The organism is Paraburkholderia sp. SIMBA_054, assembly GCF_046534875.1.
GTDB lineage: Bacteria > Pseudomonadota > Gammaproteobacteria > Burkholderiales > Burkholderiaceae > Paraburkholderia > Paraburkholderia hospita.
In genome coordinates this window covers 16,149-30,575 of the sequence record NZ_JAWRXV010000096.1, presented here as the reverse complement: position 1 = coordinate 30,575, position 14,427 = coordinate 16,149, and the positions used below count along the sequence as shown (strand labels likewise).

The following is a 14,427-nucleotide window of genomic DNA, read 5'->3' as shown; positions in this document are numbered from 1 at the left end:
GTTCGCTGATCGATGCGCTGGCATTGGGCTTTGCCGGATTCGTCGTTTCGCCTCTGGTTACCGCTGAATAGTTACGCCGCGGCAAAGAAAAGTAGGCAAAAGAAAGCCGCTCACACCGCCAACCCTTCTCCCTGCCCACGGGCCCCCTACGGCCCCGTCCTGTTCGCGACAGCATTCTTCTCGATGCCCGCTGCCAACGCTTCGAATTAACGCATCACCCGCTTCACGCTCCCGCGTCGCTGCATGCGCGATCAATTTGCACGCGTTCTATATCGGCAAACTTTGTGTAGGCTTTCGCGGCACACACGCATCGCTCCGGACTGAAAAGCACGATCGGTGTCGTAGGAGCGCCAACGCGTGAAGTGCCACGACCTACACACAGTTTGCCACCTGGGCGGCACAAACCATTCGCTGCCGCTGTTTGCTCTACGGGTGATTGAAGCGGGTGAGGCGTTGATTCGCGGCGTTGGCAACGAGCGGGAACTGAGAAGTCGCCGTGTGAAGGATAGGAACCGTTGGGGGCCCTCAGGCATTAACTAGCACTGGCGGTGTTAGCCCGCTTTCTTTGCTTACTTTCTTTGCGGCGGCAAAGAAAGTAAGTGCCGCCCCGCACAGGGGCAACGCCTGAAGCACGAAGGCATATCGCGGATGCCAGCGAAAAACGACCTGTGCCGCGTAGGCGCCACGCGGATGCCAGCACAAGAAAAAGCCAATACACCAACCGCTTGCGCGGTTTGACGCGCGAGAGCGAGCCGTTAAAATCGTTGAGCGACAACTATTCCAATCACGCGATCAACGCATCCATCAAGGAGAAGACATGGACATCAAGGACAACGTGTTTCTGGTCACGGGCGGCGCGTCCGGTCTGGGCGCCGCGACGGCGCGTCTGTTCGCGCAGAACGGCGGCAAGGTCGTGCTCGCGGATCTGAACCATGAAACGGGCACGGCGCTCGCGCAGGAACTGGGCGGCGTGTTCGTCAAGTGCGACGTGAGCCGCGAAGACGATGCCGTGCTCGCCGTCGAAGCCGCGACAAAGCTCGGCGCGCTGCGTGGGCTCGTCAATTGCGCGGGTGTCGCGCCGGCGATGAAGACGGTCGGCAAGGACGGCCCGCATCCGCTGCACTCGTTCGCGCGCACGGTGTCGATCAACCTCGTCGGCACATTCAACATGATTCGCCTCGCGGCCGCGGAGATGGCGAAGCTCGAACCGAATGCGCTCGGCGAGCGCGGCGTGATCGTCAATACGGCGTCCGTCGCGGCATTCGACGGACAGATCGGCCAGGCCGCGTATGCGGCGTCGAAGGCGGGCGTCGCGGGCATGACGCTGCCGATCGCGCGCGACCTGTCGCGCAGCGCGATCCGCGTGATGACGATTGCGCCGGGCATCTTCGAAACGCCGATGCTGCTCGGCATGCCGCAGGAAGTGCAGGACGCGCTCGGCGCGATGGTGCCGTTCCCGCCGCGCCTCGGCAAACCGAACGAGTACGCGATGCTCGTCAAGCAGATCTTCGATAACCCGATGCTCAACGGCGAAGTGATCCGTCTGGACGGCGCGATCCGCATGCAGCCGAAGTAAGCGCCGAAGTAAGCGCCGAAGTGAACGCGTCTGCCGCGCGTTACGTCGCGTCGCGCGAAGGCATGCCGCTGAAATGAAAAACGCCTGCGTATTCAAACTACGCAGGCGTTTTTGTCTGAAGCAGCGACTCGAACGCGCGTCAGTCGTGATCGTCATGTTGCGTGCGCTGCCGCAACTCGTGCAATTGCGATTCGACGACGATCGCGTCGTCCGCATCCGGGCGGTCGCCGAGATAGCGTTCGAGATCTTCGAGCGCAGGCCGCAGGTAATCGAGCCGCGCATACGCGAAGCCGCGATCGCGCACTTCCTCGATGCTCTCCGGCAGCAGGATCACGAGACGCTGCTGCACGGCAAGCAGCCGCTGCCAGCGCTCGGTTTGCAGATACGTCGCCTTCAGGTTGCGCAGCATGCGCGCGATGATCTCGCGGCGCGTCGCCGGTTGCAGCAGCATGCGCAGAGCGCGGCTCACCGATTCCCCCGCCTTCGCCACATAAGGCTCGAGCATCTCGACCATCTCCGCTTCCGACAGCGGATGACCCGTGGTCGGATCGATCATCGCGTCGCCTTCGGGCAGCGTGATGCGCAGCAGGAAGTGCCCCGGGAACGATACGCCGCGCACGGGAATATCCACCTGCGACGCCATCTCCAGATACAGCACCGCCAGCGAGATCGGAATGCCGCGCCGGCGCTTGAGCACCATGTTCAGATGGCTGTTGTCCGGGTCGTAGTAGTCGTTGACGTTCGCTGCGAAACCCAGCTCGCGGAAGAAGTAGCGGTTCAGAATGCCGACGCGTTGCTGGATGTCGGCGTCGTCGGGAATGCGGCGTTTGACGCGCAATGTGAGCTCGTCGATCTCCGCGAGCACCGCTTGCAGATCGAGGTCGGGATAGGCGTCTTGCGCGAGCGAGAGCGCCGCTTCCGTCAGTGGAAGGCCATCGTCCTCGGCAACAAGCGCGCTGAAATAGTCGAGAACCCGGGTCATCGTGATCACTTCGCTCGCCTTCTGAAATACGCGTATTTGAAGCCCATCGCCCAAAGCATACCGAAATATAACGCCGCGAACAGCACGAGGCACGCTGCAAGCAACACCATGCGCCGCAACGGCTCGGCGTGCATGCCGATCCAGTCGAAGCTGATGGCGAACCAGTGCATCACGCCCGCGAGCACGAGGCACGCGCCGACCAGTTGCACGAAAAACACCGACCAGCCCCGTGACGGCATATAGATGCCGCGCCGCCGCAAACCGATGAACAGACACAGCGCGTTGACACAGGCGCCAAGCCCGATCGACAGCGTCAGCCCTGCGTGCGAGAAGATCGGCACGAACACGTAGTTGCTCAACTGCGTGACGATCAGCACGCCGACGCCGATTTTCACGGGCGTCTTGATGTCCTGCTTCGCGTAGAAGCCAGGCGCGAGAATCTTGATCAGGATGATGCCGATCAGCCCGATGCCGTACGCGGCCAGCGCGCGCCCCACCATCACGACGGCATTACCGTCGAACTTGCCGTAGTGGAACAGCGTCGCCGTGAGCGGCTCGGCGAAGAAGAACAGCGCGACGGCGCTCGGCGCGGCGAGCAGGAACGTCACGCGCAAGCCCCAGTCGAGCAGCGACGAGTATTCGTGCGCGTCGGCGTCGACGTGCGCTTTCGACAGGCTCGGCAGCAGGATCGTGCCGAGCGCGACGCCGAGTAGCGCCGTCGGGAATTCCATCAGACGGTCGGCGTAGTTGATCCACGACACGGCGCCCGGCCCGATGTGCGACGCGATGTTCGTGTTGATGATCAAGCTGATCTGCGCGACGGAGACTGCGAACATCGCCGGCAGCATTTTCGCGAGCACGCGTTTGACGCCGCGATGCGCAAGCGCCTTGAGCGGATTGAGCCCGATGCGCGGGATCATGTCGATCTTCTTGAGCCCCGGCAACTGCACGATGAACTGCGCGATGCCGCCCGCGATCACCGCCCACGCGAGCGCGTACACAGGCACTTTCATTAGCGGCGCGACGAACACGGCCGCGATGATGAACGCGACGTTCAGCAGCACGGGCGCGAACGCGGGCAAAGAAAAGTTCTTGTATGTATTCAGCACGCCCGACGCCAGCGACGTCAGCGAGATGAACACGATGTAAGGGAACATGATCCGTGTCATCGACACGGCGAGCGTGAAGGCCTGGCCGTCGCTGCGCAGGCCGGATGCGACCACCAGCACGACCCAGGTCGCGCCTGCCACGCCGAGCAGCGACAGCACGGCGAGCGCCCAGGCGAGCACGGTCGAGGTCGCGTCGACCAGCGCCTTCGTCGCGTCGTGGCCTTGCTGGTTCTTGAACTCGGCGAGGATCGGCACGAAGGCCTGCGAAAACGCGCCCTCCGCGGAAATGCGGCGCAGCAGGTTCGGAATGCGGAACGCGACGTAGAACGCGTCGGTGTATTGGCTCGCCCCGAATGCGCGGGCGATCAGGGTCTCGCGGGCCAGTCCGGTCACGCGCGAAAGCAACGTGAAACCGCTGACCGTCAGCAGGGCACGGAATAGATTCATGGGGCGCTTATTATACGGGTGCGTCCAGGGCGGTCAGCATGTCAGGGGCATGATTCGTGGCAATTCGAAGCGTTTGGGACCGATTTGCAGCAGAGACGTTCGATTTGACGACGAATTTGTGGGGAAATGTCTCGCCCGACGGGTCCCACGTGTACGCAATGCCTTGCCTTCGCACCGCTGCGCCAACGCAAATGCGCGCCCGCCGCGCCGCCTCGCGCGGACTCGCCTGGAAGGCCGGCACGCCGCGCGGTTGCCACGTGCCTGATTTTGTTGCTATAATCACCGGTTTCGAAGCTCGCTCAGCCTTTTGCCTCGCCTGCCTTGTTCAAATTCAGGGCAATCCGAGCCGGAACGAGCGGGATTTCAAGTAGTTCTCAGTCGTTTGTCTATTTTTTGCGCCCTTGAGCAATCGCTCTCAGGGGTTCGATAAAAGCAGCGCCTGCCTTCGTATGAAAGCGGGCACTGGAAACAGGAACAGGATAAGGAACCGTCATGGCTAACACCGCACAAGCACGCAAGCGCGCCCGACAAGCCGCCAAGGCAAACTCGCACAACTCGGCGCTGCGCTCGAAGTACCGCACGGCTGTCAAGGCTGTCCGCAAGGCAATCGAAGCCGGCGACGCAGCGCAAGCCGCTGAAATCTTCAAGGCATCGGCAAAGACGCTGGACATCATTGCCGACAAGAAAATTGTTCACAAGAACAAGGCAGCTCGCCATAAGAGCCGCCTCGCTGCAGCCGTCAAGGGTCTGCAAGCGCCCGCAGCGCAGTAAATTTACGAATCCGGTGGCTCGCTCACGCGAGCCGCTTCCTGTTTCCGCTGCGTCATGAAAGCCCGCTTTTGCGGGCTTTTTTGTTTTCTGCGCGCAATCGCCGACGCGCCCGAACACAAACGCGGACACAAAAAAACCCGCCGATGCGGGTTCCATTGCGTTCACCTCCCTGCCGATGCCGCGAAACGCGGCGCCCAGCGCTACGAAGATTTGCGCGCTTCATGCTCCGGCGGAAGCTCGCAAGCCTCGGTCACGAGCAGATCGTTGTCTTTCGCGAAGTTCATCACGAAGTCGAACGCCATCGGCTCGATGTCCCGCAACCGCGAATCCACAATCACGACCTTCACGTCGCCGATCAGCGTAGGGCGAACGTAATGAGAATACTGAAGGCGGGCATTCGGCCCTCTCGCGCCCGGACCGTAACACGACATCACGCCTGCCAGCCGCTCCGACCAGTCGCTTGGACGAAACTTTCGCCCATTCGACGTGATGCCTTGAATGAAATATTCGGTTGGGGGTGTGTCGGCCATGTACGAAACCCTGAGTGACTGCCCAGCGATCTGCCGGTAAAGAGCCCGCGAAGGATGTTGCCAGAAAACGCTGTCGAAATACGTTTCGCGATCACGCGAACTAGCAGTAAGCCTGATGTTCGTTCGTCGCGGAAAGCCAGCGAGGGCACCTTGGGCAGCAGCCATGAAAGCACACTGCGCGACGCATACCAGGTACGCCAGCGAGTGCGCGAAAGCCGTGTCCTGCAAGCGTGGAGCCTGCCCGCGGGGCTTTGAGAAAACTCCGAGATTATAGCGCAGCGAGGGTTTTTCCGCACCGCACCCAAGCGCCCTGGAACAGTCCTTTGCAGCTTCCGATAACTGGGACACGCCGTCTGGCTGACTCGTCAAAACATTCAAAATCCTTTATGCTGGACTGAGTTACCACAAACAACGGCGGCCCAGTCCGGCAATTTCGCCCGGCTGAATCCGCCGTATTTGTTTCATGACCGCCAAGAAAATCCGCCACTATCTGCAGTTCAACGATTTCTCGCTGGATGACTACGAGTACGTGCTCGAACGCGCGCGCATCCTGAAGCGCAAGTTCAAGAACTACGAGACGTATCATCCGCTGCACGACCGCACGCTCGCGATGATCTTCGAGAAGAACTCGACGCGCACGCGCCTGTCGTTCGAAGCGGGCATCTTCCAGCTGGGCGGTCACGCCGTCTTCATGAGCACGCGCGACACGCAGCTCGGCCGCGGCGAGCCGATCGAAGACGCAGCGCAGGTCATCTCGCGGATGGTCGACATCATCATGATCCGCACGTTCGGCCAGGACATCATTCAGCGCTTTGCGGAAAATTCGCGCGTGCCCGTCATCAACGGTCTGACGAACGAATTTCATCCGTGCCAGGTGCTGGCCGACATCTTCACGTTCTACGAACATCGCGGGCCGATTCGCGACAAGACGGTCGCGTGGGTCGGCGACGCGAACAACATGCTGTACACATGGATCGAAGCCGCGCAGATTCTCGGCTTCAAGCTGCGCCTCTCCACGCCGCCGGGCTACAAGCTCGACCGCGCACTGGTCGCGGCCGAAAGCGCGCCGTTCTACGAAGAATTCGACGATCCGAACGAAGCCTGCAAGGGCGCCGACCTCGTCACCACCGACGTCTGGACCAGCATGGGCTTCGAAGCGGAAAACGAGGCACGCAAGAAGGCGTTCGCGGACTGGTGCGTCGATGCCGACATGATGTCGCGCGCGAACAAGGACGCCCTCTTCATGCACTGTTTGCCCGCGCATCGCGGCGAAGAAGTGAGCGCGGAGGTGATCGACGGGCCGCAGAGCGTCGTGTGGGACGAAGCGGAAAACCGTCTGCACGTGCAAAAGGCGCTGATGGAATTCCTGCTGCTCGGCAAGCTGAATCACTAAGCTTTCCGACAAGCAGATCAAACGAAAATCGCCGGCTCGAAGCCGGCGATTTTCGTTTCAGGCGCGGCGCAGACCGCTCACAGACAAACCGGCTCCGCCTCCAGCTCGACGCCGAACCGCTGCGCGACATCCTGCTGAATGGCCTTCGCGAGCGCCAGCACCTCTGCCCCGCTCGCGCCGCCGTGATTCACGAGCACGAGCGCCTGCCGCTCATGCACGCCCGCCGCGCCCATCGAGCGGCCTTTCCAGCCGCACCGGTCGATCAGCCAGCCAGCCGCGAGCTTCACGCGCCCATCCGCCTGACGATACGAAACGACCTCCGGCTCTTTCGCGCGCAACGCGTCGAACTGCGCCGCCTCGACGACGGGGTTCTTGAAGAAGCTCCCCGCGTTGCCGAGCGCGAGCGGATCGGGCAGCTTCACGCGCCGCACCGCGACGACGGCATCGAAGATCGCCTGAGGCGACGGCGTCGAATCGCCGAGGCCGACGGCGGCAAGTTCACGCGCGATGTCCGCGTAACCCGCGCGCGGTACCCACGCCTTCGGCAGCCTGAACGTCACCGACACGATCACGAAGCGTTCGCGCCCTTCCTGCTTGAAGAAGCTGTCGCGATAGCCGAAGCGGCAAGCGCCCGCGTCGAGTTCGATGGTTTCGCCCGTCGCCAGCTCGATTGCGCGCAGCGACACGAAGCGCTCGCACATCTCCAGCCCGTACGCGCCGATGTTCTGGATCGGCGCAGCGCCTACCGTGCCCGGGATCAGCGCGAGATTTTCGAGGCCGGGCATGCCCTCTGCGAGAGTCCACGACACGAACTCGTGCCAGTTCTCGCCCGCGGCCGCTTCCACGTACCATGCGTCGTCGTCTTCGCGGATCACCTTGCGGCCGCGCAGGCCGATCAGAAGCACGAGTCCGTCGAAATCGCCCGTCAACACGACGTTGCTGCCGCCGCCCAGCACGAGCCGCCGCAAGCCCGCAGCGCGCGGATCGCGCACGGCGGCAAGCAGTTGCGCCTCGCTTTCGATATGGCATGCAAGCCGCGCGCGCACGTCGAAACCGAACGTGTTGTGCGGCTTCAGCGGGAAGTCGGCGATGAACGAAAGGGGTTCGGACTGGGACATCAGGCGTTCTGGCAAGCGCTCATGAAACCCGCGCGGCATGAACACGACCCGCGCGAGCCTTGGGCAAATAGGGAAGGCGTCGGTAAAATGACACCGGTCCGTGATTATAGCGAGTGCATCGCGCGCAGCCTTGCGCGCCGCGCGCTTTGAAACAAATGGGAGAAAGCAATGCCATCGTTTGACGTCGTCAGCGAAGCCAACATGATCGAGGTGAAGAACGCCATCGAGCAATCCAACAAGGAAATCTCGACGCGCTTCGACTTCAAGGGCTCGGACGCCCGCGTCGAGCAGAAAGAACGCGAACTGACCGCGTTCGCCGACGATGAATTCAAGCTCGGCCAGGTGAAGGACGTGCTGGTGTCGAAAATGGCCAAGCGCAACGTGGACGTGCGCTTCCTCGACTACGGCAAGATCGAGAAGATCGGCGGCGACAAGGTCAAGCAGGTCGTCACCGTGAAGAAGGGCGTGTCCGGCGATCTGGCCAAGAAGATCGTCAGGCTCGTGAAGGACAGCAAGATAAAGGTTCAGGCGAGCATTCAGGGCGACGCAGTGCGCGTGACGGGCACCAAGCGCGACGATCTGCAAAGCGTGATCGCGATGCTGCGCAAGGACGTGACCGACACGCCGCTCGACTTCAACAACTTCCGCGACTGATTCTCGCGCTCAGGTGCTGCCCGTCGTGCAGCGCTAGGGCTGACGGGCGGCAAAGCGGCCTCGCCGCCCCGCCCGCTGCGGGCTCAGTGCTTGTTCGAAGCTGCCCGCGCCGCCGCTTCCGCTTTCTTCTTGTCGCCGATGCGGCTCTCCTGCCCAGCGACCAGCTTCGCGATATTCGCGCGGTGACGCCAGATCAGCAGCGCGCTCATCGCGACGATCGCCACCGCGATCACGTTCGCGCCGAACAGGAAGCCGTCGAACAGCGGCGCGAAGATCGCCGCACACAGCGCGGCCAGCGACGAATAGCGCGTAAAGAACGCGACGATCACCCAGGTCGCCAGAGTCGCGATGCCGAGGATGGGATTGATCGCGAGCAACACGCCAGCTGCCGTCGCGACGCCCTTGCCGCCCTTGAAGCGGAAGAAGACGGGATACAGGTGACCGACGAACACGGCGATCGCGGCAATCGCGACGGAGGTGTCGTCGAGTCCGAAGTGCGCCGAGAAATGCCCAGTAAGCCAGACGGCGAGCCACCCTTTGAACGCGTCGCCGAGCAGCGTGAGAATCGCGGCCTTCTTGTTGCCGCTGCGCAGCACGTTGGTCGCGCCGGGGTTCTTCGAGCCGTACGAGCGCGGATCGGCGAGTCCCATCGCGGCGCTGACGACCACGGCAAACGACACCGAGCCGATCAGGTAGGCCACGACGGCGACAATCAGGTTTTCCATGTTCAAACTCTTATCAGTGTCGGAAAGCGTACCAGGCGACGCTGGTCTCCATGCGCCGCATGCGCAAGACGCGCCGGCGCAACGGCGCACATTCTACCGAACCCTTCAGTTGCTACCACAAGCCAGTACAACGACAGCGCGCGTCATTCGACGATCGCGCATTGCACCGGCTTCGCGTGCAGCAGCGACGTCACCACGGCGGGCTCGATGCTGACCAGAAAACCGCGCCGCCCGCCGTTGATGAAAATCCGGTCGAGTTCGAGTATGGTCGATTCGACGTACACGGGCATCGCCTTCTTCGTGCCGAACGGCGACGTGCCGCCGATCATGTACCCCGAATGACGGCTCGCCACTTCCGGCTTGCACGGCTCGACACGCTTCGCGCCGATCTGCCGCGCCAGGTTCTTGGTCGACACGGTGCGGTCGCCGTGCATCAGCACGATCAGCGGCTTCGCGCTTTCGTCTTCCATCACCAGCGTCTTGACGACCTGATGCTCGTCGACACCCAACTGCCGCGCCGATTCGCCCGTGCCGCCGTGGTCGACGTAGTCGTACGGATGCTCGCCGAACTCGACCTTATGGCGACGCAGGAACTGCGTGGCGGGGGTCTCGGAAACGTGTCTGGATTTGCTCATCGGCGCATTGTAATGGCCGCGCGACACGACGACCATTGGCCGAACGGCCAATTGTGCGTGCTCCGAGGCTATGGCACGATCGTTCGGAACTGTTCTGGCGCAATGGAATGCAACAGCCACTCGCGTCGAGATCGCGTGCTTTGCATGGGACGGGAGTAAGCGCTAAAGCGCTAACTCCCGTCGACAAAGGAGACATCGTTGAATTCAGCCCAGCACTCGCCGGCCGGCGCGCAGCACGTCGATGTTGCGGCGCTTCTCGCCGCGCTCCCCGAACGCATCGCCGATATTCCAAAACTCATCGCCGCGCGCGATCCACAGCATCCCGCGTTGATCGAAGACGACCGCCGTCTGACGCGCGCGCAACTCGTCGAAGCCGTCGATGCCATCGCTGCCTTGCTCGCCGAACAAGGTGTGCGCGCTGGCGACCGCGTAATGATCGTCGCCGAGAACAGCGTCGTGCAGATCGTGCTGCTGTTCGCGGCCGCGAAACTCAATGCATGGGCGCTGGTGTCGAACGCGCGGCTGTCGGCGGCGGAACTCGATGCGATCCGTGCGCACGCGCAACCCCGTCTGGTCGCGTATGCCGTCGATGCATCGCCCGATGCGCAGCAGCACGCCGAGCGTCACGGCGCACAGCCGGCCCGCCAGATTGCGGTGGACATCGGCGGATGGTCGTACGCGCTCGACGATAAAGCGCGTGTGGAACCCGTCGAAACAACCAGCGACCGCCAATGCGCCGCGCTGATCTACACGACGGGGACGACGGGCTCACCCAAAGGCGTGATGCTGTCGCACCGCAATCTGCTGTTCATCGCGGCGATGTCGAGCACGCTGCGGCGCGTCAATGCCGACGACGTCGTCTATGCGGTGCTGCCTGTCTCGCACGTGTACGGCCTGGCGTCGGTGTGCCTCGGCAGCCTGTTTGCGGGCGCGACGCTCAGGCTCGCGCCGCGCTTCGCGCCGGAAGCCGTGCGCCGCGCGCTCGCCGAAGAACGGGTGTCGATCCTCCAGGGCGTGCCCGCGATGCACGCGAAGCTGCTCGAATACCTGCAGGCGCAACGCTTGCCGTGGTCCGCGCCGCGCCTGCGCTTTGCCTACTCCGGCGGCTCGCCGCTCGACGCCGCATTGAAGTCGCGCGTCGAAAGCGTGTATGGCGTCGCGCTGCACAACGGCTATGGGACGACCGAAAGCAGTCCGACCGTCTCCCAAACGATGATCGATGCGCCGCGCACCGACTGTTCTGTCGGCGAGGCAATTCCTGGCATCGAAGTGCGGTTCGTCGGACTGGACGGCGTCGACGTCGCCCAAGGCGAAGTCGGCGAACTGTGGGTGCGCGGGCCGAACGTGATGCTCGGCTATTACCGCAATCCGCAGCAGACGCAGGCGGCCGTCACCGTGGACGGCTGGCTCAAGACAGGCGATCTCGCGCGCCAGGACGCAGACGGCGCGCTGCATATCGTTGGACGCAGCAAGGAACTGATCATCCGCTCGGGCTTCAACGTTTACCCAGCCGAAGTCGAGCATGTGCTGAACGCGCATCCCGATGTCGTGCAGTCGGCGGTGATCGGGCGCGCGGTCGAAGGTAACGAGGAAGTGGTCGCGTTCGTCGAACTGACGGGCGGAGCCAAGGTCACGCCCGCCGATCTCGCCGCATGGTGCGAAGCGCGCCTCGCGCCCTACAAGCGGCCCGCCGAAATCAAGGTGCTTGCCGCGTTGCCGGCGGCATCGACGGGCAAGATTCTCAAGCACCGGTTGCGCGATCTCGTCTGAGCCGCGCACAAACGAGCCTGAAACTCACCCGCGCGGGTGATGCGCGGCGTGCAGCGTCCTGAGCCGCTCGCGCGCGACGTGCGTGTAGATCTGCGTCGTCGAGATATCGGTGTGGCCGAGCAGCAGTTGCACGACGCGCAGGTCCGCGCCGTGGTTCAGCAGATGCGTCGCGAACGCGTGACGCAGCGTATGCGGCGACAGCGGCGCATGCACGTGCGCCGTCATCGCGTGGCGCTTGATGATGTTCCAGAACTGCTGGCGCGTCATGCCTTCGGCGCGCGCGGTGACGAACAGCGCGTCGGTGGCACGCTGGCCGAGCAGCGCGGGGCGAGACTCGCGCAGATACCGCTCGATCCAGCCATGCGCCTCTTCGCCGAACGGAATCATCCGCTCTTTCGAGCCCTTGCCCATCACGCGCACGACGCCTTCGTTCAGGCCCACTTCAACCGTCTTCAGCGTGACCAGCTCGCTGACCCGCAAGCCGCTTGCGTACATCAGCTCCAGCATCGTGCGGTCGCGCAGGCCCAACGGCGTCGTCACGTCGGGCGCGCCGAGCAGCGCTTCGACCTGCGCTTCCGTCAGCGTCGACGGAAAACGCGGCGGCTGTTTGGCCGAGCGGATACGCAATGTCGGGTCCGCCGATGCCCGATGCTCGCGCACGGCCCACGCGTAATAGCGCCGAAATACGGAGAGACGCCGGTTCGCCGAGGTCGACTTGTCGCCCGAGCGCACGGCGCTGTATGCCGTCAGATCGGCTTCGCTCGCCGTGTCGAGCGATGAGTCGCGCGCGCTCGCAAGCCATTCGGAGAACAACCGCAAGTCGCGCCGGTACGCGTCGAGCGTGTTGCGCGCGAGGCCATGCTCGAGCCACAGCGCGTCGCAGAACGCGTCGATCGACGCGCCGCTCGTCAGCAGCAAAGGCGACGCAGGCTGCGCGTCTTCGGTCAGCACATCAGTCATGCGTAAGGTACGCCCTCGTGTTTGAGTAGCCAGCGTTTGACGTTGCGATAGTAGCCGTCGCCGCCCGTATGCGCAAAGCCGCCGATACCGCCCGCGCCGACCACGCGGTGACACGGAATCACGATCGGAAAGAAGTTCGATCCGCACGCCTGGCCGACCGCGCGCGGCACGCTGCCGATCTGCTTCGCCAGTTGCCCGTAGGTCACTACGACGCCGGGTGGAATCTCGCTGATCGCTTTCCAGACGCGTCGCTGGAACGGCGTACCGACGTCGGCGAGCGGCAGATCGAAGCTGGCCGACGCATGTTGCAGGTACTGTTCGATCTGCTCGACGGCCTGCTTCGCGAGCGCCGAATCCGGCTCGACGTTGGGCACCGAGTCGGGCAGATAGACGATCTCGCGCACCGCCTCTCCTTCCAGACGCACGCCGACCTTGCCGAACGGTGCATCGATCACTGCGTTGAACATGATGTGTTCACTCCTCTCGTTCGAACGGCGCGCTCACGCCGCTTCCAGCGCCCACTCGACATGCTCGCGCACGAGCGGCGAGGGATCGTCGGCACGCTGGCGCAGCGCGTCGACGATGGCCGCACGGGCATCGGCGGAAAGCGTATCCCGCGCGGCGCGCAGCGCGTTGCCCATGCCGACGGCGAGATTACGCAGCCAGCACTCGTAGCCGATCCGGCGGATCGCGCTGCCCTGCATGCGCGTATCGAAGTCGCTTGCGCTCCAGCCGAACAGCTCGACCAGCGACGCGCGATCCAGCCCGTGACGCACATCGAAATCGGCGACGGGCGCGGCCTGCGCAAACTTGTTCCACGGACACACGAGCTGGCAATCGTCGCATCCATACACACGATTGCCGATCAGCGGCCGCAAGTCTTGGGGAATACTGCCCTTCAGTTCGATCGTCAGATAGGAGATGCAGCGCCGCGCATCGACCTGATAAGGCGCGACGATCGCCCCCGTGGGACATGCGCCGATGCAACGCGTGCAGCTGCCACAATGCGCGCCAGGCGTTTCAGGCGCGCTTTCGGGCGATGTTTCGGCATCTGTCGGCAGAGGCACGTCGACGAAGATTTCACCGAGGAAGAACAGCGACCCCGCGTCCCGTTGCAGCAGCAGCGTATGCTTGCCGCGCCAACCCGTGCCTGCCTTTTGCGCAAGCTCGACTTCGAGCACGGGCGCCGAATCGGTGAACACGCGATAGCCATACGGCCCGATCTCCGCCTCGATCCGCTCAGCCAGTTGCTGCAAGCGGTTACGCATGACCTTGTGATAGTCCCGGCCGCGCGCGTAGATCGACACAACGGCCGCTGTTGGGTCTTCGAGACGCGCGCGTTCGTCGAGACGCCAATCATGTTGAACGTCGGCGACTGCACTTTCATCGCCCTTTCGCGCCCCTGAAGAAGCCGGTAAATAAGCCATGCGAACCGAGATCACGCGTCGCGTGCCGGCCACAAGCTCGGCTGGCCGCGCACGTTTCATCCCATGTTTGGCCATATAATCCATCTCGCCGTGGCAACCCGCGTCGAGCCAGGCTGCAAGGCCCGCTTCAGCGTGCGACAGATCGATATCGCTGATGCCGACCGCGCCGAAACCCAGTTCGCGTCCCCAGCCTTTGATACGCGAAGCGAGCGCAGCCAGTTGCGCATCATCATGGCGACGCGTGACGGGTGCTTCATTATTCGTCGTTTCGAGCGGCGAATGGGGATCGCGATGTGGGTCCGACATGGAATGCTGCTGGCCTTGGTTCAT

Annotated in this window: 14 protein-coding genes; 5 read left to right on the top strand and 9 right to left on the bottom strand. The window is 63.3% G+C overall.

Annotated features, from left to right (window positions below; genetic code table 11):
* The first annotated feature begins 817 nt into the window (after window positions 1-817).
* On the top strand, window positions 818-1,576 hold the full coding sequence (locus SB822_RS51540) for a 3-hydroxyacyl-CoA dehydrogenase (RefSeq protein WP_007578847.1): 759 nt from the start codon (window positions 818-820) through the stop codon (window positions 1,574-1,576).
* A gap of 139 nt (window positions 1,577-1,715) precedes the next feature.
* On the opposite strand, the gene SB822_RS51535 is transcribed toward SB822_RS51540, so the two are convergent.
* Both SB822_RS51535 and murJ read right to left on the bottom strand, forming a co-directional pair.
* Window positions 1,716-2,558 (bottom strand): SirB1 family protein, encoded by an 843-nt coding sequence (locus SB822_RS51535; RefSeq protein ID WP_090838721.1) that lies wholly within the window; start codon window positions 2,556-2,558, stop codon window positions 1,716-1,718.
* A gap of 5 nt (window positions 2,559-2,563) precedes the next feature.
* Window positions 2,564-4,114, bottom strand: coding sequence for a murein biosynthesis integral membrane protein MurJ (gene murJ / locus SB822_RS51530; protein WP_090838717.1), 1,551 nt, complete (start codon window positions 4,112-4,114; stop codon window positions 2,564-2,566).
* A gap of 492 nt (window positions 4,115-4,606) precedes the next feature.
* Here murJ and rpsT point away from each other — a divergent pair, with 492 nt between their 5' ends.
* The gene (gene rpsT, locus SB822_RS51525) at window positions 4,607-4,885 is read left to right on the top strand and encodes a 30S ribosomal protein S20 (RefSeq protein WP_007578853.1); all 279 of its coding nucleotides are present in this window, start codon (window positions 4,607-4,609) and stop codon (window positions 4,883-4,885) included.
* A gap of 200 nt (window positions 4,886-5,085) precedes the next feature.
* Here the strand turns inward: rpsT and SB822_RS51520 are convergent, their stop codons facing one another.
* On the bottom strand, window positions 5,086-5,415 hold the full coding sequence (locus tag SB822_RS51520; protein WP_007578855.1) for a DUF3579 domain-containing protein: 330 nt from the start codon (window positions 5,413-5,415) through the stop codon (window positions 5,086-5,088).
* Between the two features lie 463 nt (window positions 5,416-5,878).
* On the opposite strand from SB822_RS51520, the gene argF reads away from it, so the two are divergent.
* Complete coding sequence (argF, locus tag SB822_RS51515; protein WP_090838715.1) at window positions 5,879-6,808, top strand: ornithine carbamoyltransferase; 930 nt, start codon at window positions 5,879-5,881, stop codon at window positions 6,806-6,808.
* Between the two features lie 77 nt (window positions 6,809-6,885).
* On the opposite strand, the gene murB is transcribed toward argF, so the two are convergent.
* On the bottom strand, window positions 6,886-7,926 hold the full coding sequence (gene murB, locus SB822_RS51510) for a UDP-N-acetylmuramate dehydrogenase (RefSeq protein WP_090838719.1): 1,041 nt from the start codon (window positions 7,924-7,926) through the stop codon (window positions 6,886-6,888).
* 168 nt (window positions 7,927-8,094) lie between these two features.
* On the opposite strand from murB, the gene SB822_RS51505 reads away from it, so the two are divergent.
* Entirely contained in the window at window positions 8,095-8,580 is a 486-nt protein-coding gene (locus SB822_RS51505) for a YajQ family cyclic di-GMP-binding protein (RefSeq protein ID WP_007578861.1), read from the top strand.
* A gap of 83 nt (window positions 8,581-8,663) precedes the next feature.
* On the opposite strand, the gene plsY is transcribed toward SB822_RS51505, so the two are convergent.
* A complete protein-coding gene (gene plsY, locus SB822_RS51500) occupies window positions 8,664-9,305 on the bottom strand; it encodes a glycerol-3-phosphate 1-O-acyltransferase PlsY (protein WP_007578862.1) in 642 nt (213 codons plus the stop codon).
* A 143-nt stretch (window positions 9,306-9,448) separates the two neighbouring features.
* A complete protein-coding gene (gene ybaK, locus SB822_RS51495) occupies window positions 9,449-9,940 on the bottom strand; it encodes a Cys-tRNA(Pro) deacylase (protein ID WP_007578864.1) in 492 nt (163 codons plus the stop codon).
* A 198-nt stretch (window positions 9,941-10,138) separates the two neighbouring features.
* On the opposite strand from ybaK, the gene SB822_RS51490 reads away from it, so the two are divergent.
* A complete protein-coding gene (locus SB822_RS51490; protein WP_090838713.1) occupies window positions 10,139-11,710 on the top strand; it encodes a class I adenylate-forming enzyme family protein in 1,572 nt (523 codons plus the stop codon).
* Between the two features lie 24 nt (window positions 11,711-11,734).
* Here SB822_RS51490 and xerD read toward each other — a convergent pair whose 3' ends face one another.
* From xerD to queG, 3 genes are read right to left on the bottom strand one after another with little or no spacing between them, the layout of a single operon-like run.
* Window positions 11,735-12,670, bottom strand: a complete 936-nt coding sequence (gene xerD / locus SB822_RS51485; RefSeq protein WP_090838711.1) for a site-specific tyrosine recombinase XerD — start codon at window positions 12,668-12,670, stop codon at window positions 11,735-11,737.
* Window positions 12,667-13,137, bottom strand: a complete 471-nt coding sequence (locus SB822_RS51480) for a methylated-DNA--[protein]-cysteine S-methyltransferase (RefSeq protein ID WP_090838709.1) — start codon at window positions 13,135-13,137, stop codon at window positions 12,667-12,669. The genes xerD and SB822_RS51480 overlap by 4 nt, the downstream gene beginning before the upstream one ends.
* Window positions 13,138-13,170: 33 nt before the next feature.
* Entirely contained in the window at window positions 13,171-14,403 is a 1,233-nt protein-coding gene (queG, locus tag SB822_RS51475; RefSeq protein ID WP_407671745.1) for a tRNA epoxyqueuosine(34) reductase QueG, read from the bottom strand.
* Window positions 14,404-14,427: the final 24 nt, after the last annotated feature.

Excerpts from the sequence above, each read along its gene's own strand:
- SB822_RS51540 (WP_007578847.1), top strand. The coding sequence starts at position 818 with ATGGACATCAAGGACAACGTGTTTCTGGTCACGGGCGGCGCGTCCGGT.
- SB822_RS51535 (WP_090838721.1), bottom strand. The coding sequence starts at position 2,558 with ATGACCCGGGTTCTCGACTATTTCAGCGCGCTTGTTGCCGAGGACGAT.
- rpsT (WP_007578853.1), top strand. The coding sequence starts at position 4,607 with ATGGCTAACACCGCACAAGCACGCAAGCGCGCCCGACAAGCCGCCAAG.
- murJ (WP_090838717.1), bottom strand. The coding sequence starts at position 4,114 with ATGAATCTATTCCGTGCCCTGCTGACGGTCAGCGGTTTCACGTTGCTT.
- plsY (WP_007578862.1), bottom strand. The coding sequence starts at position 9,305 with ATGGAAAACCTGATTGTCGCCGTCGTGGCCTACCTGATCGGCTCGGTG.
- SB822_RS51520 (WP_007578855.1), bottom strand. The coding sequence starts at position 5,415 with ATGGCCGACACACCCCCAACCGAATATTTCATTCAAGGCATCACGTCG.
- xerD (WP_090838711.1), bottom strand. The coding sequence starts at position 12,670 with ATGACTGATGTGCTGACCGAAGACGCGCAGCCTGCGTCGCCTTTGCTG.
- queG (WP_407671745.1), bottom strand. The coding sequence starts at position 14,403 with ATGTCGGACCCACATCGCGATCCCCATTCGCCGCTCGAAACGACGAAT.
- SB822_RS51480 (WP_090838709.1), bottom strand. The coding sequence starts at position 13,137 with ATGTTCAACGCAGTGATCGATGCACCGTTCGGCAAGGTCGGCGTGCGT.
- argF (WP_090838715.1), top strand. The coding sequence starts at position 5,879 with ATGACCGCCAAGAAAATCCGCCACTATCTGCAGTTCAACGATTTCTCG.
- ybaK (WP_007578864.1), bottom strand. The coding sequence starts at position 9,940 with ATGAGCAAATCCAGACACGTTTCCGAGACCCCCGCCACGCAGTTCCTG.
- SB822_RS51505 (WP_007578861.1), top strand. The coding sequence starts at position 8,095 with ATGCCATCGTTTGACGTCGTCAGCGAAGCCAACATGATCGAGGTGAAG.
- murB (WP_090838719.1), bottom strand. The coding sequence starts at position 7,926 with ATGTCCCAGTCCGAACCCCTTTCGTTCATCGCCGACTTCCCGCTGAAG.